This window comes from Streptomyces sp. NRRL F-5122 (assembly GCF_001507435.1).
Classification (GTDB): Bacteria; Actinomycetota; Actinomycetes; order Streptomycetales; family Streptomycetaceae; genus Streptomyces; species Streptomyces lannensis.
This window is the reverse complement of record NZ_LMWH01000302.1, coordinates 76,954-92,704: the sequence shown is the minus strand read 5'-3', so window position 1 is coordinate 92,704 and position 15,751 is coordinate 76,954. Positions and strand designations below refer to the sequence as shown.

General features: G+C 65.4%; 16 protein-coding genes and 2 pseudogenes. 11 read left to right on the top strand and 7 right to left on the bottom strand.

Annotated elements, in window-relative coordinates; all coding sequences use genetic code 11:
* Positions 1 to 177: 177 nt before the first annotated feature.
* The 3 genes from ADL25_RS47630 to ADL25_RS47620 are packed head-to-tail and all read left to right on the top strand — an operon-like array spanning position 178 to position 3,322.
* On the top strand, positions 178 to 1,239 hold the full coding sequence (locus ADL25_RS47630; RefSeq protein ID WP_079051025.1) for a DUF262 domain-containing protein: 1,062 nt from the start codon (positions 178 to 180) through the stop codon (positions 1,237 to 1,239).
* Positions 1,214 to 2,233, top strand: coding sequence for a hypothetical protein (locus ADL25_RS47625; protein ID WP_079051024.1), 1,020 nt, complete (start codon positions 1,214 to 1,216; stop codon positions 2,231 to 2,233). The genes ADL25_RS47630 and ADL25_RS47625 overlap by 26 nt, the downstream gene beginning before the upstream one ends.
* Before the next feature lie 54 nt (positions 2,234 to 2,287).
* Complete coding sequence (locus ADL25_RS47620) at positions 2,288 to 3,322, top strand: DUF3883 domain-containing protein (RefSeq protein WP_159045159.1); 1,035 nt, start codon at positions 2,288 to 2,290, stop codon at positions 3,320 to 3,322.
* A gap of 339 nt (positions 3,323 to 3,661) precedes the next feature.
* Here the strand turns inward: ADL25_RS47620 and ADL25_RS43950 are convergent, their stop codons facing one another.
* From ADL25_RS43950 to ADL25_RS47615, 3 genes are all read right to left on the bottom strand, one after another.
* Complete coding sequence (locus ADL25_RS43950; protein WP_059133576.1) at positions 3,662 to 3,919, bottom strand: hypothetical protein; 258 nt, start codon at positions 3,917 to 3,919, stop codon at positions 3,662 to 3,664.
* 748 nt (positions 3,920 to 4,667) lie between these two features.
* Positions 4,668 to 5,234: a hypothetical protein gene (locus tag ADL25_RS43945; RefSeq protein ID WP_159045158.1), complete on the bottom strand. Its 567-nt coding sequence runs from the start codon at positions 5,232 to 5,234 to the stop codon at positions 4,668 to 4,670.
* Positions 5,231 to 5,581: a PadR family transcriptional regulator gene (locus ADL25_RS47615; protein WP_234381303.1), complete on the bottom strand. Its 351-nt coding sequence runs from the start codon at positions 5,579 to 5,581 to the stop codon at positions 5,231 to 5,233. Before ADL25_RS47615 ends, ADL25_RS43945 begins: the two co-directional genes overlap by 4 nt.
* An 807-nt stretch (positions 5,582 to 6,388) precedes the next feature.
* Here ADL25_RS47615 and ADL25_RS43940 point away from each other — a divergent pair.
* Positions 6,389 to 7,384, top strand: a pseudogene (locus tag ADL25_RS43940) (IS1380 family transposase); the annotation flags it as partial.
* Between the two features lie 517 nt (positions 7,385 to 7,901).
* Here the strand turns inward: ADL25_RS43940 and ADL25_RS49555 are convergent.
* The gene (locus ADL25_RS49555) at positions 7,902 to 8,057 is read right to left on the bottom strand and encodes a VOC family protein (RefSeq protein ID WP_159045162.1); all 156 of its coding nucleotides are present in this window, start codon (positions 8,055 to 8,057) and stop codon (positions 7,902 to 7,904) included.
* 326 nt (positions 8,058 to 8,383) lie between these two features.
* On the opposite strand from ADL25_RS49555, the gene ADL25_RS43935 reads away from it, so the two are divergent.
* Both ADL25_RS43935 and ADL25_RS43930 read left to right on the top strand, forming a co-directional pair.
* Positions 8,384 to 8,818, top strand: coding sequence for a hypothetical protein (locus tag ADL25_RS43935; RefSeq protein WP_059133574.1), 435 nt, complete (start codon positions 8,384 to 8,386; stop codon positions 8,816 to 8,818).
* Positions 8,819 to 8,894: 76 nt separating this feature from the next.
* Complete coding sequence (locus ADL25_RS43930) at positions 8,895 to 9,176, top strand: hypothetical protein (RefSeq protein WP_059133573.1); 282 nt, start codon at positions 8,895 to 8,897, stop codon at positions 9,174 to 9,176.
* Position 9,177: 1 nt separating this feature from the next.
* On the opposite strand, the gene ADL25_RS43925 is transcribed toward ADL25_RS43930, so the two are convergent.
* Together ADL25_RS43925 and ADL25_RS43920 are read right to left on the bottom strand one after the other, a co-directional pair.
* On the bottom strand, positions 9,178 to 9,390 hold the full coding sequence (locus tag ADL25_RS43925; protein ID WP_059133572.1) for a hypothetical protein: 213 nt from the start codon (positions 9,388 to 9,390) through the stop codon (positions 9,178 to 9,180).
* 853 nt (positions 9,391 to 10,243) lie between these two features.
* The gene (locus ADL25_RS43920; RefSeq protein ID WP_079051021.1) at positions 10,244 to 11,710 is read right to left on the bottom strand and encodes an ATP-binding SpoIIE family protein phosphatase; all 1,467 of its coding nucleotides are present in this window, start codon (positions 11,708 to 11,710) and stop codon (positions 10,244 to 10,246) included.
* Between the two features lie 153 nt (positions 11,711 to 11,863).
* Here ADL25_RS43920 and ADL25_RS51415 point away from each other — a divergent pair, with 153 nt between their 5' ends.
* Positions 11,864 to 12,070, top strand: a complete 207-nt coding sequence (locus tag ADL25_RS51415; protein WP_234381302.1) for a DUF6233 domain-containing protein — start codon at positions 11,864 to 11,866, stop codon at positions 12,068 to 12,070.
* A 56-nt stretch (positions 12,071 to 12,126) separates the two neighbouring features.
* Here ADL25_RS51415 and ADL25_RS43910 read toward each other — a convergent pair whose 3' ends face one another.
* Entirely contained in the window at positions 12,127 to 12,453 is a 327-nt protein-coding gene (locus tag ADL25_RS43910) for an ANTAR domain-containing protein (protein WP_059133569.1), read from the bottom strand.
* A 619-nt stretch (positions 12,454 to 13,072) separates the two neighbouring features.
* Here ADL25_RS43910 and ADL25_RS43905 point away from each other — a divergent pair.
* From ADL25_RS43905 to ADL25_RS43895, 4 genes and pseudogenes are all read left to right on the top strand, one after another.
* Positions 13,073 to 13,306, top strand: a complete 234-nt coding sequence (locus ADL25_RS43905; protein ID WP_059133568.1) for a hypothetical protein — start codon at positions 13,073 to 13,075, stop codon at positions 13,304 to 13,306.
* Positions 13,307 to 13,876: 570 nt separating this feature from the next.
* Positions 13,877 to 14,092, top strand: a pseudogene (locus tag ADL25_RS51410) (hypothetical protein); the annotation flags it as partial.
* Positions 14,093 to 14,147: 55 nt separating this feature from the next.
* Positions 14,148 to 14,363, top strand: coding sequence for a hypothetical protein (locus ADL25_RS51405; RefSeq protein WP_059133567.1), 216 nt, complete (start codon positions 14,148 to 14,150; stop codon positions 14,361 to 14,363).
* A gap of 473 nt (positions 14,364 to 14,836) precedes the next feature.
* Complete coding sequence (locus ADL25_RS43895; RefSeq protein ID WP_319113395.1) at positions 14,837 to 15,292, top strand: DUF1003 domain-containing protein; 456 nt, start codon at positions 14,837 to 14,839, stop codon at positions 15,290 to 15,292.
* Positions 15,293 to 15,751: the final 459 nt, after the last annotated feature.

Below are 15,751 nucleotides of genomic sequence, written 5' to 3'. Positions count from 1 at the left end.
CTTCCGCGCTGATCCGCCGCGCTGAAACCACCCGATGGACGCGGCACCCAGGCTTATCATCCGTATCCCAACCGTTCGGGTTACTACGACGATAGAGTCCCTCTAGCATCTGCCTACTGCCTACCGCCGGTTGCCTAACGCCGCGCGGCCGGATTGGCTCGTCCACAAGGAACCCCAATGCCCCGTGAGCGCCGACAGACCACCCAAACCGTCGCATGGTTTCGTGATCTTTGGGCCCGAGAGCTGCTAGAGCTTGACCCTCCCTACCAACGCAGAAGCGTTTGGAATCAGTCCTATAAGGACTACTTCATCGAAACGCTAATGCTCCAGTACCCAGCCCCGGCGATCTTCATTTACGAGAACATGTCGGCTGACGGGATTGCGACCTACTCTGTCGTTGATGGCAAGCAGAGGCTGAGTGCAATTTTCGAGTTCACCTCGAATCAATTCCCTGTCAGCGAAAAGAGCGCAATTAAGCGCGCTCGGGGTCTCTTCTTCAATCAATTGTCCGAAGAGGAAAGGAAGGAATTTTGGTCCTATCAGTTCGCCGTTGAATATCTTCCCACAACAGACGACAGTACTCTCAACAACATTTTCGACAGGATCAACCGAAACGTTGCGCGCCTAACTCCACAGGAGTTGCGTCACGCTCGATACAACGGGCAGTTCTCGCGAACCTGCGAAGAGCTAGCCGAGGTCCTTCCGGTAGTTTTGGCATCAGACTTCCCCCGCTTTGCGCCAGCGTCGCGCCGTCAGATGAAAGATGTCGAGTTCGTAACCAATCTTTTGCTGCTCACAGAAGAAGGAGTGCGAGCATACTCTCAGGACGACCTAGACAGAGAGTACGGCTCGAGGGAAGACGAATGGTCCGAACAGCAGAGGGTAGACGTAGAGTTCCGCGAAACCATTCGGACCATGTCGGAAATCCACCCCGAGCTACTCTCCGGTGTCGGGAAGCGTCTAAAAAATCAAGCGGATTTCTACTCCCTCTACGGCGCAATCTTGGAACTCTCGCGCCAGGGAGCTCTGCCAGGTAAGGCGGAAATGAACGAGCGCCTGGTCAGCTTCATGAATGTGGTAGTCAGCGATGACGGACGGGCGAATGACGACGTCGCTAAGCAATACTTCGAAGCTGCCCGATCGGCATCTAACGACGCGCTGCAACGCCGCACTCGGATTGGTATCGTCAAGGATGTCCTGACGGGGGTGTGGGGTGCCGGTACCGCAAAGCGTCTCTAACGCCTATAACCAGGTAGAGCCGCTACTTAAGGCGGTCTCGGAGTACGTAGAGCAGACCCTGCGAACATATTGCGACCGATCCGGCTACCTTTTCTTTGATCGTATCAAGCAAGTTGAGTCGCTCTCCGAAAAACTAGAAGGTGGTCGCATTGCCAAGTGGTCAGACATCGATGATCTCTATGCGTGCACCATCGTAGTTCCAACAACATCGCACGAGCCTGGCGTTATCCGCAAATTGGACGCTTGCTTTGCGCGAGTTTCCATGAGATCTCGAGGCACGACCAAGAAGGCTCCCGAAGTTTTCCGATTCGATACGACTCGCTACTATGCGCGCCTTTCGGAAGGTGCATCAGCAGAACGAGCACCCGGCATCGAAAACGTTACGTTCGAAGTTCAGATTGCCACTGCATTCGAGTATGCATGGTCAACGGTTACGCATGATCTAGTCTACAAGGGCGACCGAGTTGACTGGAAAAAACAACGGCTCGCTGCGCAGCTAAAGGCTGCAGTTGAGCAAATTGAAATGATCATTGGAGCGTTCGATCAGGTTTCTGGCGCAGTTCCGGAGTCAGAGTGGCCCGAGATTGCTGCGAAAGACTCGATCGTAGAGCGCTTCCAAGAACTAATTGCTGATGGAGTCATCGCGTCAAATTTGACTCCAGTCAGTTGGCGACGCTTCGCCGATAATGTCTTCGCTCTGGTCGCGAGCTACACACCCAACAACTATGCCAGACCACCTGCAATTGACGCGCTGCTAACCGAGTTTGCGACAGCATGGCGGCAGCCGAGCGCGCCGCCATACCCTGAGAGCGGCTCACTGTTTCAAATGGTCCTCGGTCATGTCGGCAAATCAGACACGGTCGGTTCACTCGATAAATACACTGTCGTAAGTTCGGTCGAGATGCGCGATTTCTACAATCTCGAGAATGTCAGTCGCGAATTCGAATTCGACAGTGGCCAGCAGAAGCCGGATGCAGAGAGTAAACCTTCCTGAGCCGCTCATCCCAATCCGCTTGACAATCAAAGTCCTATTCGGGGGGAGCGGGCCGTGCCCGTAAATAGATGGTGGAGACAAGATCCAGCCGAACGCTACTGGCTGGAGATCACCAACCGCGAAGACATCGGCACCAACCTCCTTGCACCCCAAGTCAATGATCGGGGGGAGGAATACTGGTCCTACGCACTCGTCCGCGAGGTGCGCCCCGGTGACCTCGTTCTGCACTGGGACAAGAACCACGGTCCCGGAGTCGTGGGGTACTCCCACGTACAGAGTGATGCCTTCGCATCTACGATCACCTGGCAGAGCCGAGGCTCATACGGCCGGCAGCGGGGCGCATCGGGCCCGGAGGCAGCCTGGCAAGCGCCTCTCAGCGGCTATCGGCGGTTGAAGCACCCACTCACACAGGAACGCCTACGGGAGATCGAGCCGAGCGTCCGAGCTCTGAGGGATCACCTCACCGAGGTAGTCGAAGGACCGCTCTACTTCCCCTTCGCTCTGTCGGACAGCCGGCCACTTCGTGCGGCACAGGGATACCTCACCAAGCTCCCGCGGGCACTCATAGACGAGCTCCCTGAGCTTCTGGAGCTGCGCCAGACCGCAATCTCTGAGCCCTACGAGCCGGAAGTACCCGACCTGACGTCCTCTTCGTCGCGCAAGCCGGCCAGGTCGACCGGTTACGGCCGGCAGCGCGACGCCAAGCGGCGACAGGCCGTCGAGCGCTACGCCATGGGTCTCGTACTCGGTCACTACCGCTCGCTGGGCTATGAGGTTGAGGACGTGGGTGATCACTCGCCATGGGACGTCACCGTGCGCAGGGACGGCACGGAGTCGCACATAGAAGTGAAGGGCAGTACCACTACCCGCGAGGCTATCGACCTCACCGAAGGAGAGGTTCGCCACGCTGAAGGCATCGCCACCTGCCTCATAGTGATAGATCGGATCGAGCTCGATGACGAACTCCGCTGCCATGGCGGACGTTGGCGCACCTGGACGGACTGGTTGCCAAGACGTGAGGAACTCGTTGCCACCGCCTACCGATACCCCCTCCCAGGGGGAGCACGGCCGGGGCGCCCTCAGGCGTAGTCGCCGGGGGCAAACGTGCGGCCGCACCAATACCGAGCCGGACGGTAGTGGACAGCGTCGGAGGCGAACAGGTAGGCCAGTGACTATAAACCGAGGTCACGAGGGTCCCCATCCCGTTCGGGACGAAGAGGTCGTAGAAAGCCCTTCGGCTACTACGCCTTGCCCAAAGTGATGACGGCGGCCCATGGCCCCGTCGATGAAGTACCGGCTTCGGCGTTGCCGGGTACCCCGGCCCCGCGGGACGTGTCCCAAGGTGCGCGGGGCGGGCGCTTGTACGCGATACCGACGGCGAAGGCTGCGCTTTGCAGGGCCACGACGAGCGTGGTGCGGTCATGCGTTTCACGGAAGACGAGGAGCCGAACTCGTCGGAGCCGTTGCCCCGGGGGTCGGGCCCTGCGCCGTCTCGCCGGCGCCTCCCATGCCGAGGAGGAGCGCGAGCACGGTGATGACGCCCACCGCCGTTCCGATGGCACCCACCAGGTCTCCCCGGGCCGGGGCACCGGTATGGGTCCGAGCAGTGTGTCTGTAGACAACGAGCCCGACGATGCAGCCGATGACGAGGATCATCACAGCTTGGGGGGCGATCTGTACGGTCATCGGCTGCCCCGTTCGGGCGCGGGAGACATGCGGACCTCCGGAAAGGGTCGGTGCGGCCCGCCGGTTGGCGAGCTGCAGCGACCTTGAAGGAGCGGGGGGTTAGCTCCGCAACCCCGTCCGGCCCTCTCCGGAGTGATCTCCGTCACGGTCCCGACGCATGGCCACGGTTGGGTTGTCGGCCCAAGGCACCTTTTCGTCGAGGTAGCGGGCCAGCGCCTTGGAGTCGGGCACGTAGCGGCACTGGGCCTCGATGATGTGCCGCGGGGTGCCGAGCCATGCAGATGGCGGACGTGTCCGCGGCGCATGCTGTGGCCGCTTGACCGACCCGGCATAGTGTCGCTCGGAGGCTCAGTGAGCTCCCGGGCCACACAGACCGGACGGGGACCCAAAGGTGACAGCCGAGGGCAGCGAGCACTCTGCGGCTTCAGAGTGCCGATTTTTGTGACAGCGCAGTCCAGGAGTCCCAGTCCTATCCCCGCTGAGCGTTGGAATCGCGGCGCTCGCGGCGCCATTGCCGCGGCAAGGAAGGCTGACCGGTGTAGCAGGTGAGAACGGTGGCGACGTCCTTGTCCGGGACGCGTTCGAGTGCTCGCCGGCTGAGTCGGTACGCCCAGCATCGGTGCAAGGCATAAGCCGCCGGGCCGGATAGGGCCAGGGCCAGGGCTGCAGGCCATGGCATCATCCCAGCTTGGAGGACGGCTGCAAGAGGAGAACCTAGGGCAGCCACTGGTTCTGGACGCACTGCCTCTCAGCCCCCGCCCGCGGTTCGGCGTCGCTCGTACAGGAACGCTCGTCGCGTCGCCCACAGACGGCACAGCACGCGCAGGGCGTGGGCGAGTTGGCGGCGCCGTGACGCGCGTTCCTCAATAGCTAGAACCCACAGCTCGCTATCCTGCTCTTCCACATAGCGTGCGCGAATCCCCGCCGGCAGCACACACGAGCCAAGCCCAGTGAGCCATCGCGCGACCGGACTCACCTGGTTGCGGGCCGTTGCTGGCTCCTCTAGCTCCGTCGAGGCCTTTGTTGCTTCAGCGAACTCTCTCCTCTGGCCCTCCCGAACCCGGGTGACCCAGTCTCCAAGCAGCATCACAGGAGTCATGAGGCAGAACAGCAGCATGTAGATCTGATGAGCTGCCAAATACATGGCCGTGCCAAATACCAGGGGTAGGAGTGCTACGAACATCTGGAATTGGGGGCGCTCCCCCATCCCAGATGTGTGCGGAGCAGCCAATCCTGTCGGAGACAGGTGAGCATCAGGCGTGTGTTGGCTTGCGGCCGCCAGGCCGCGGGAGTTGCGCCAGATTGTGCGGATCATGCGCTTGCACCTCCGGCAATGCCGGGGCGTAGGGCGCGCAGTGCGTTCCTGGATGCGGTGGCTTGGGCGAGCGCGTCACGAGCTCGCGCGGCACCATCAGGATTGAGGCGGTAGTAGCGGCGGCGCGGCCGACCCTGCTCGTGCGGATCGACGTCCTCCCAACGTGAATCCAGCCACCCAGCGCTCTCAAGCCGGGCCAGGATCGGATGAATGGTGCCGGATGGCAGCTCCGCCTTGGCGCAGACCTCCAGCCCATACAGCTCCTCGGACGGCTTCTCCAGCAGTGCCCGGAGCACCAGTTGTGTCTGCAGTGTCATCCGAGGTTGCGGGGCGGATCTGTTACCCATGCTCCAACTCTACCTAGCCCTAGGTAGAGTTCAACTATGTTTGGCGGTTACATTCAGTCCCGGCCTGTGGTGCCGCTGTCGTCACGCGAATCCGACAGGACTGCGCGAGACCGCTCAGCATCAGGGAACCCCAGCCCGCCAGCAGTTCTGACACGTTCTAGTAGATGGTGACCCTGAGGACGCCCATCAACTTCGCGATCGAGACAATGGAGTTCTCCGGCCGCGCCAGTGGGTCAGAATTGTGGCGGATCTACTCCAGGCTCACCACGAGCGACTGGCCGAAGCGTTCGCCGCTCCCAGCAAGTGGGACTAACCTCCAGGTGCTGGGAGAAAACTGGGAGATGATCTTCTCCCAGTGCGCCCCCAAACACCCAGGGATGCCACGCCCCACCAATGGCCTGACCTGCGTAGACACTAAATAGGTCAGGTGTGGATCTTGCCCGGACCTTATTCGGGACGAAGAGGTCGTGGGTTCAAATCCCGCCACCCCGACAGCCGAAATACCAGGTCAGGGCCTGTCTTCCTTCACGGAAGACAGGCCCTGACTCGTTCCTCGGGGCTTCTGGGGAGTAAACGGGAGTGGATCAAGGAATTCCGCTCCCGAACGTCACCCCTGGCGCGCGCTCAGCAAGGCATCCAGCGCACCCACCGGGGACCGAGGATGCATGGCCAACCGCGCATCCAACGACTCCTCCCACTGCTCGGTCAGTTCGCCCATGAGTCGATTCCTCATCCGCGCGGTGATGTGCGAGTAGCGCGCCAGCCCAGGCACGTCGTTCCTGCGAAAGGTTCTTCGGCGTCATATGACGCGATGCCGTCACCGCCCTAGAGGGCAGATCTGGGCAGGTCACCCGGCCCGACATGGGCGGCGTCCTGGTGATCGCGCACTCCGACAAGGAGGACGCGGCCGCAACCTGGAAGAAGACCTACGGCCATCACCCCCTGACGGCCTTCGTGGATCACGGCCCGAGCGGGACCGGAGAGCCGGTCGCCGCTCTCCTCAGACCGGGCAACGCGGGCTCGAACACGGCCGCCGACCACATCGCCACCGCCCAACTGGCCCTGGCTCAACTGCCGAAGAAGTACCGGCGAGGGCGGCGGACGCTGATCCGCACGGACTCCGCCGGCGGCACCCACGACTTCGTGTCCTGGCTGGCGAAGCGAGGCCGATGGCTGTCCTACTCGGTCGGTATGGTGATCACGGAGGCGATCCACCAGCATGTGCTGAAGATCCCGGGCCCGGCCTGGACGCCCGCAGTCGAGGCCGACGGCCAGGTCCGCGAGGGGGCCTGGGTTGCCGAGCTCACGGGCAGGCTGCTGGACGGCTGGCCCGGCGGCATGCGGCTGATCGTCCGCAAGGAACGACCCCATCCCGGCGCCCAGTTGAGAATCACCGACGCGGACGGCATGCGGATCACATGCTTCGCCACCAATACCACCGGCCGGCCGATCGCCGAGCTGGAGCTCCGTCACCGGCTGCGGGCCAGGGCGGAGGACCGGATCCGCGCCGCCCGGTCCACCGGCCTGCGCAACCTGCCCCTGCACCACACCGCGCAGAACAGGGTCTGGCTGGAGATCGTCCAGATCGCACTCGACCTGCTGGCCTGGATGCCCATGCTCGCCCTGACCGGCAAGGCCCGGCTCTGGGAACCCCGCCGGCTGCGGTTCCGCCTGTTCACCGCGGCCGCCCAGCTCGTCACCACCGGCCGCCGCTGGATCCTCCGCCTCACCCAACACTGGCCCTGGACAAATGAGATCACCACCGCCCTCGAACGACTCGCGCTCCTGCCCAGCCCAGGCTGACCAGCAACTTCCCGTCCCGACGACAGAGCCACCCGACCCCGGGCAGTGGAACCCGGCGCCCACCCGACGCGACAGTCGGGTCACCGGCCTGCTCACCACCCGCCCCGGAAAGCGGAAAGACCCGCCAACTCCGTCGACGGACCCTCACGCAAGATCGAGGTTAGGGGGTCGTTGCAGGACGTGTTCCGCGACCACAAGGGGTCGGGGACAGCGCGACCGAAGGCCGGAGAGGCGTCGGATGGATGAGTTGGTGCGGTGGATCGGCAAAGCGGCTGGACGTGGAGGCGGCCCACGTTCGGCGGGTGGTCGACGAGCACGGGGCGGAGTGGAAAGCGGCCCGGGACTGGGTGAGCAGCGGCACGGGCGCTGACTGAGTGTCTGGAAAGGTGGGACACCAGCGCTGGAGGCTCAGATGACCCTGCCGGGCTCTGCAATCGACGGTCGGACAGGATCGGCCTGGGAGTCCGCTGGCGGCGGATTCACGGGCCGATGTGGGGCTTTCAGCCCGGCCTAGTAACTACTGCAGAGCGGCGGTGCTGTACGGGGGATTGAATACGCAGAACTCGTTGCCCTCAGGGTCGGCAACGACGAACCAGCGAAAGCCGTGTTCGCTGAGTTCTTCAGAGAGCCTCTCAGCGCCGAGCTCTTCCAGGCGATCGACCTCGGAGACCAGGTCCGTCCTTCTGCCCGCGCTGCATCGCCGCTACCCGCCGCCGAGTGTGCTGCAGGGCTCACCACCGCCTTGACCTGCACCTACCCGAGCAGAACACCGCTGCCGCCGACTTCGTCGTCGGCAGCGGCGCCCCACACTCCGAGCAGTACCGCCGCACGCCCCGCCAGAGCTCATGACCTCCAGCATCACGGCCGCAGAGGCATACGATCAGAGATTCCAATCAGGCACTGAGCGCCACACACCCCGCGCCTCCGTGTCTCGATCGCGACACGTAGCCTGAGGCCGCCGAGCCGCGAAGGGGGGCCTGACCTGTGGCAGGTGGTGCAGTGATCATCCTGTTCCCGGCGGTCGTTGTAGTCATTCTGCTGGCGCTGCTGTCGTACGTGGTCGGTAAAAGGACGTCCCCGAAGATGGGCCTGCTGATCGCCTCGGCCTTGGTCGGCCTGCCCATTGCGCTGCTGATCGCCCCGTTCATCAGTCGAGGCGGTGCCTCCGAACCGTCGCCCCCGATCATCTATGGGAACCCGTACGAGCCCGGCTCGATTGCGTACGCCCAATACGAGCGCGGCTACGACTTTGCTGCCGCTCTCGCCAGGCGTGGGGAGGGCCCCGGATCCGGCATGGCGGACGACGTCTATCGCTGGTGTAAGGACCGGCTGACGCCGGCAGCAGGCTTCAAGGGCAAGGTCACTACGGCGGTGATGCAGGGCTGCGACTGGGGATCCAATCGGCGCTCCGTACCTCCGTCGAATGCGCGGTAAGGCCAGCTGGCATACCTGCCCTGCCCCGTCTCCTGCGAGGCGGGGCGTTGTCATACCCCGGACGTAGGGTCCATGCGTGGCACACACCTTTGACGATCTTGTGGAGATGGAACGCGTCGCCGATCAGGCACAAGCGCAGGTCGCGCAGCTCCGTGACGAGTACGGGCCCCCGAGCGTGAAGCCATGGACCGAGCAGCAGACCGAGGCGTACGAGGAGGCTTGGCACGCCTGGCGTGATCGCGCGGCCGCCGTCCAGGCGGCGATCACCGAGTACGCCAAGAATGAGGGCCAGGCCCGCAACGACGTTGAGGCAGATGTGAAGAGGCAGGCCCGGCATCCGGAGCTGGCCTCGGCTTGATCTACGGCGTGGAGCTGACTGCGGGCTTCGGCCAGGCGGCCAGCTCCTCGTCTGTCTCGGTGTCCACGAGGGTGATACGCGCCCCGTCGCGCCCGTAGTCGCCGACTACGGCGGAGAACTTCTTGCGGCCCGTGACCTCGCGCCCCCACCAGCCGTCCATCACTCGGCGGTCGTCCAGAACCAGGGTGAGGCGGTAGCGGCCGGCGTCATCCATGAACGGCACCTGTCTTGCCGAGCACGGTCGGCGCGGCCAGTTCGGACAGGATGCCGGGCGCGCCAGAGACCGACCCACCGGGGCCCGCTCCCCATGTCGACCACCCAGGCGCTCAGGCAGGTATCGCCGCAGACTGCGCATCCGGCCGGGAGTGCAAGGTGATCCCGCATCTCCCTCCATGAGGGGGAAGGCGGCGCGGGTTCGAGTCGGGCGGTGTCGACGCCGTGGTGCTGCAGCAGTTCGTCCACGTCCATGACGTCTCCTTCCGTTGCCCCGAAGTGGCAGGGGAAAGCCTACGCCGTAATATCGAACATGTGAACGACCCCGTGCCGTCGAGACTCGATCTTCTCCACTTCGCGCGCCGCGTCGTCGTCCAGCTCAGTTTCTTCAAGCCCAGGCTGCGCTCCGCTTCGCCGGGCGTGCTCCCGGCTCCGCTGGGGGCGACTCTCCTGCCTTCGGCCCGCTCCGCCCGCGCTGCGCCGACGCGCGCACACGCGGATAGGGCCGATGGGCATGAGTCGATCACCGCATACGCGGCGGTCAGAACAGTGCCTCCGGAGGGGGGATTGGCCGGCACCGGGATGGAAAGGGGCGCCGTCGCCGACCGCGGGCCTGTCGTGACGGATGCTAGGGGCTCCCCATCCCGCACGCCACCGACCCAGCCGGAGCCGAGCACACGCGGCCCCTGGCGTCCACGTCGTTCGTACAGTGGCATCCACCTGGACGCCAGGAACCAAGCCTGCTCCACGGTGTGTGGGTCGTACGGGATGGGAGCTGGGGCGAGCGGTGGGCAAGGTGGCGGGAGCACCCCGGGCGGCAGGCCCTGTGGAGGGCTTCGGGTGGTCCGGCCCGGTCACGCAGCCGATGCCAGGTGGGGGACGACGGGAACTGATGGGGCTGGATGCTCGGCCCAGACGATCTTCCCGGTGGAGGTGAAGCGGGTTCCCCACCGCTCGGCGAGCTGGGCGACGAGAAAGATGCCGCGACCGCCTTCGTCCATGGCCTCTGCGTAGCGCAGGTGCGGGGAGGTGCTACTGCGGTCACTGACCTCGATCACCAGGCTGGTGTCGCGCAGAAGGCGCAGGTGGACAGGGGGTGCCGCGTAGCGAATGGCGTTGGTGACCAGCTCGCTGAGGATGAGTTCGGCAGTGAATGCCGTCTCCTCCAGGTTCCAATCGGCCAGCTTCGCGACCACATCGGCGCGCAGGGCGGGCACCGCGGCGGGAATGGCCGGAATGTCCCATTCTGCGATACGGTCACGTGGAAAAGCGCGGGTGCGGGCGATCAGGAGAGCGGCGTCATCGACTGAACGGGTGGGTAGCACCGCCTTCAGGATCATGTCGCACGCCTTTTCCGGGTCGAGCCCCACGCTGGAGAGCGTGTCGCACAGCAGCTTCAGGCCGGTCCCTATGTCGCGGTACCGGTTGTGGATGAGCCCGTCGGTGTAGAGCACGAGTTGCGTGTCCTCCGGCAGCTCCCGCTCGGCGCACTGAAAGCGCAGGCCGCCCAGACCGAGCGGGGGTCCTTCGGGTAGGTCGACAATCTCCACACGGCCGTCCGGATGGACGACGGCGGGCGGAAAGTGACCGGCCCGTGCCATCATGCAGCTACAGGAGACCGGGTCGTAGATCGCATACAGGCACGTAGCCACGACGTTCATATCCTGCCCGGCGCCCGCCTCCGCATCCATCTGATTGACCACCTCATCAAGGCGGGCCAGCAACTCGTCGGGCGGCAGGTCAATGGAGGAGAAATTGCGGACCGCGGTGCGCAGCCGACCCATGGTGACCGCAGAGTGCAGGCCGTGGCCGACCACGTCCCCGACCACCAGCGCGGTGCGAAAGCCTGGAAGAGGGATCACGTCGAACCAGTCCCCACCGACCTCGGCCTCGGCGGGCACGTACCGAAACGCTGGCCGGACGGCGCTGGTCTCCGGCAGCACCCGCGGCAGCAGGCTGCGTTGCAGCGTGGTGGCGATGGCGCGCTCGCGGCTGTAGCGGCGAGCCAGCTGAGAGACCGCAAGGCCGACGACAAGCAGCAGTCCTGCGGTGACGCTCTCGTCCGCCCTGTCGAAGCGGATGAAGCTCCCGTACGGCGCGGTGAAGAAGAAGACGAACCACACGGCGGCAGACAGGGCCGACAGGACCGCGACCCAGCGATAGCTGAGGGCAGCCACCGTCGCCACGACCAACATAAGGATCAGGGCCACGTTGGTGTGGGACAGGGTGCCTCGCACCGGCAGCAGAAGCACGCACACGGCGAGCGGGGCGGCCACTGCCGCAAGGAGCGCGCTCAACCCCCTGACGAGATCACGAGGCATGCACACCTCCCTTCTCTCCGGTGTAGCAGGGCTCACGTGGGGCGGCCAGTCGCCGTGTCATCGGCCGACAGCCCACAGCCGCTGTCGCGCAAATCGACGCCTGGATCGCCCAGGAAGAGGAGCGCGAGGCGCGCCAGCAGCAAAGCCGACGAGATGCGGCCGGCTCCACCTGAGTGGGCAGTCGACCGCGGCCTGCGGAAGACGAACCTGGTCGCCGTGCACACCGGCGACTGCTGGACCATTCGGAAGAGCAGCAGGCGCGTCGGCGTCTCGCGAGCTCAGGCGATCGACGCGCTACGGCGGCAGGTGCCGGCGTGCACACACTGCCGACCGGACACCGAGCTGGGGATTCTGGAATGACGTGAGCCTCCGCACGGCTCTGTGCGAAGGGCTCACGGTGCCAATCTGGGCGCAGGTCAAGTAGAGCCATTCAGCCTAGTCGCCAGCTCCTCACGGATGTCTGCGGCAAGCTTGCCGGTCACACCCCATGTGACGACCAGCTCGGCTACGTGCCGCAGTTTGATGTTGGTGGACATGGACGCCTCACGGAGCAGATCCCAGGCCTGACCTGGGGTCAGGCGTCCGACGGCGACGATGATGCCGATCGCCTGGTCGATCACGGCGTGCGAATCCACGGCGTTCTCAAGCTGAGCGACCTTGCTCCGAAGCTCATTGATCTGATCAACAGCATGGTTTTCCGGCTCCGGGACCGCGCCAGGGAGCTCATTCGCGTGGGACTCCACGTTGCCTCCGCGGAAGGGGGGTCGGCATTTCACGAATATTCTGTCCCCCTTTGGACCGAGCAAGCACATGGTCACACCGAGAGTTGGTGCGGGCAAATGAGCCGCGCAGGGCGGTCCCGACTCGACCTCGGCCGCCCTCGGCCTGCTAAAACGCCCCCCACACCGCGTGGCTCGTGCGGGGGGCGCGATGCGTTGCGCGGGCATCGAGGGCGTAGCCGACCGGTGAGGACAGCATGGACACCGGCAACCTACGGGCGGCTACGCTCGGCGCAACGCGTACTTGTCGGCGCGGGCCAGTGAGCCCGCTACGGGGGCACCCCAGACCGGTGAGCCGGCCTGGGAGGTCAGCCGCCCGGGGCGCCTTCCGCTATTTCAAGCGTGACGCTGCCGCGCCGCGGATGCACCTCGAACGCGCGAGCGCGCCTCCCACTCCCTGCGTCCAAAGGAGTGGGGGCGCGCTCTGCCTCGACTTCCAGCCTGCCTGACCTGGAAGGACCACCAGGCCGCGTGGAGTCGATTCGATCCTGACCGGTCGGTGTCGGGAGCTCAAACCGGAGCAGCCATGCGGGTGGCCGGGGCCGGGAGTGCGCGTCCGGCGTCCTCGGGTGAGGCTGGGCATATGGCCAGGCGTCGCGTGATCGTCTACCCGCCGACCAAGACGGGCGGGCGAAGGGTGCGTGTGGACGGATGCATCCTCGGCACGGCCTACAGCCTGCACGATCTCAGCGCGTTCCTATGCCACGCGGGCATCCAGGGCCTGACCGAGGTGGACCTGGCGGCCGAGGACCCGATTGAGTACGTCGGTGAGCTGATCGAGTGGCGTGGAGGCGGACCAGCCGTGTGGGAGGTCTGAATCCGTGAAGGGCCTGGTGTCCGCCCGTTCAGTCGGCATGGACTACGACGGGACACGTCGCCACAGAAGGCCCGCCGCCCCCAGGTTGGCGGGGGCGGCGGGCCTACCCCCTGGCCGATTTGACGGCTACGGCCCTGCCCTACGTCCCTACGCCTGCCATACCTGAGGCTTGTCGTGACCAGCCGAGAGAGAACCGCGGGCGTACGCCAGCCAACCCGTACGCCAACAGCAGCGCACACCCATGGCCGACCCCGGTTTCCCACGTCCGGTGTGACCGGCTCTCAGGCCGCCCGGACACGGCCTGGAAAGAAGGTCAGGCAACGCGTCGGCCCTGGGGAGTGAACGGGGAGTGGATCAAGAAAGCCGCGCGGATGGCCACCCACAGAAACCAACTCGTACCAACGCCCTGACCTGCACAGGAGTCAAGTGGTGCTGGCCAGCGATCTTTCCCAACATTATTCGGGACGAAGAGGTCGTGGGTTCAAATCCCGCCACCCCGACACAGAAGCAGCGTCGTGTGCGGGGGACGGAACGCAGGGAGGCGCGCCAGTCGGTGGTCGCCCTGGGGGGATGTCGTCTGTTGGGCGGCTCGGCCGGTACGTGCCGAGGCTGCTGTTGTCCGTGGCGATGGCGGCCTCGGCTGTGGTTGCCCTCCCGGCCGGCCGGGCGGCGGTACCACCGGGGACCTACGCCTACGTCGCCAACAACAACAGCGACAACGTGTCGGTGATCAACACAGCCACCAACACCGTGACCGCCACCGTCCCCGTCGGCGACGACCCGCAACAGGTGGCGGTGGCTCCGGACGGCACCCGCGTCCCGTGGCCAAGCAACCTGCACGGTGCCCGAGGGACAGGACGAACACGACACCGGCAGGCAGGACAAGCGCACCTGCTGCACCGCCACCTTCGCCGGCGGCAACGCCTACCGGGCTTCCACCGCCACCGTCTGCCTCTGCTCCCGCCACGACAACGACAATCGGTCGTCCGGACTGCGCACAGCCGGCCACGCCATCACCGGCACTGTCGCCGACGGGCGGATGAGCCCCATCGGTTGACCCGACGCCCACCGGCTGCCGCCACAGCACGTGGCCCTGCCCCCGACCCGGGTCAGGGCCATCAGCTCTGTACGGGCCGCCCTCCTGGTCAGCGGTGGTTGACGGTTCCTCGAGCGCGGCCGGGAACCCGGTCGGGGTGATGTTCCGGGTTGAGGTGCGCGGCCGCCGCTCCGCCCATGCTGGTGCGGCTTCCGCGCCCGGTGCGCGGCAGGAGCAGGACCACGACGGCTCCGGCTCCGGCCGCGATCACTGGGTCACCGCGTCACCGGCTGATCGGCGTCCTTCGGTCCCGTACGAGGCAGAAGGCGCAGGGAGGTGTCACAGATTCAGGCCGTGCCCTGTCTTCCCTGCGAAGCAACCGGTTCGATACGGGAAGGCTGACAACGGCTGACACGATGACCGCACACTCCGGAGAGCACGCCGTCCGAGAGAGCTCCGCTCCCGGCGGTACTCATCGCCGCCGCGATCCCCGCTTGCGCCACGAACAGCTGGTGTTCGCCAGGATGCGCACGTCGCAGGACCGGTTCGCGGACGCGATCACCGCCCTCGCGGGCACGATGGGGTTCGTCTATGTCCACGCCGTCTGGTTCGCGGTGTGGATCGCTCTCAACCTCGGGCTGTTGGGCCGTTCAGCGGTTTTCGACCCTTACCCGTTCGGGCTGCTCACCACGATCGTGAGTCTGGAGGCGATCTTCCTGTCCACGTTCGTGATGGTGAGCCAGAATCGGCAAGCCGCACGAGAGAACCTGCGGGCCGATCTGGATTTCGAGACCAATCTTCGCGCCGAAATCTGGGCGGTGCACACGGGCAAGGCACTCGGCCTGAATCCGGAGGAGATCGAGCGTCACGTCCAGGAGACCATCCGGCAGAGCAGGCGCGCGATGGACTCGGAGGCCGAGGTTCAGCCGGTGGACCCGGAGGCGCTGTGAACGTGACCCCAGGACCGGCTGCGCCACGGGTCGCAGTCGTCGAGGGTGGACCGCTTCCGTGGTCGCCCGGCTGGACAGAGCTTCTGCAGCAAGGGCAGAGGCTCTCGACCGACGGGCGATCCCAGCCGTGAGGATCAGGTCCTGACAGAGCGACCGGGTGGGATCCGGGGAAAGCGGGACGCCCCGCCTCGGGCGAGGCGGGGCGTCATCCATGGTGCTGCCGCCCGCCGGGCCGGATGTGGAGCACCCGGCCGCGACTTCTCGGGCCCATCAGGTGTACCGGAGATCACTTCCTCGTAACCGTGTACGGACCCGCCACGGACGGGACGCGCGTCCCGGCAGGAGCACCGGATGCCGGGTCGGTTCGGCGTTTCGCCCGGGAGCGAAGGGACCGCGGAGGCCCTGAGCAAAGTCCGGGTCGACGGACAGTGAAGGTACAACCTCCGCCCGGCCCCATGT

Coding starts and splice junctions, on each gene's coding strand:
- ADL25_RS43925 (WP_059133572.1), bottom strand. CDS start 9,390: ATGGATGACGCCGGCCGCTACCGCCTCACCCTGGTTCTGGACGACCGC.
- ADL25_RS47615 (WP_234381303.1), bottom strand. CDS start 5,581: ATGGGTAACAGATCCGCCCCGCAACCTCGGATGACACTGCAGACACAA.
- ADL25_RS47630 (WP_079051025.1), top strand. CDS start 178: ATGCCCCGTGAGCGCCGACAGACCACCCAAACCGTCGCATGGTTTCGT.
- ADL25_RS43920 (WP_079051021.1), bottom strand. CDS start 11,710: ATGCCTCGTGATCTCGTCAGGGGGTTGAGCGCGCTCCTTGCGGCAGTG.
- ADL25_RS43905 (WP_059133568.1), top strand. CDS start 13,073: ATGGCCAGGCGTCGCGTGATCGTCTACCCGCCGACCAAGACGGGCGGG.
- ADL25_RS51415 (WP_234381302.1), top strand. CDS start 11,864: ATGCGGCCGGCTCCACCTGAGTGGGCAGTCGACCGCGGCCTGCGGAAG.
- ADL25_RS43945 (WP_159045158.1), bottom strand. CDS start 5,234: ATGATCCGCACAATCTGGCGCAACTCCCGCGGCCTGGCGGCCGCAAGC.
- ADL25_RS43950 (WP_059133576.1), bottom strand. CDS start 3,919: ATGACCGTACAGATCGCCCCCCAAGCTGTGATGATCCTCGTCATCGGC.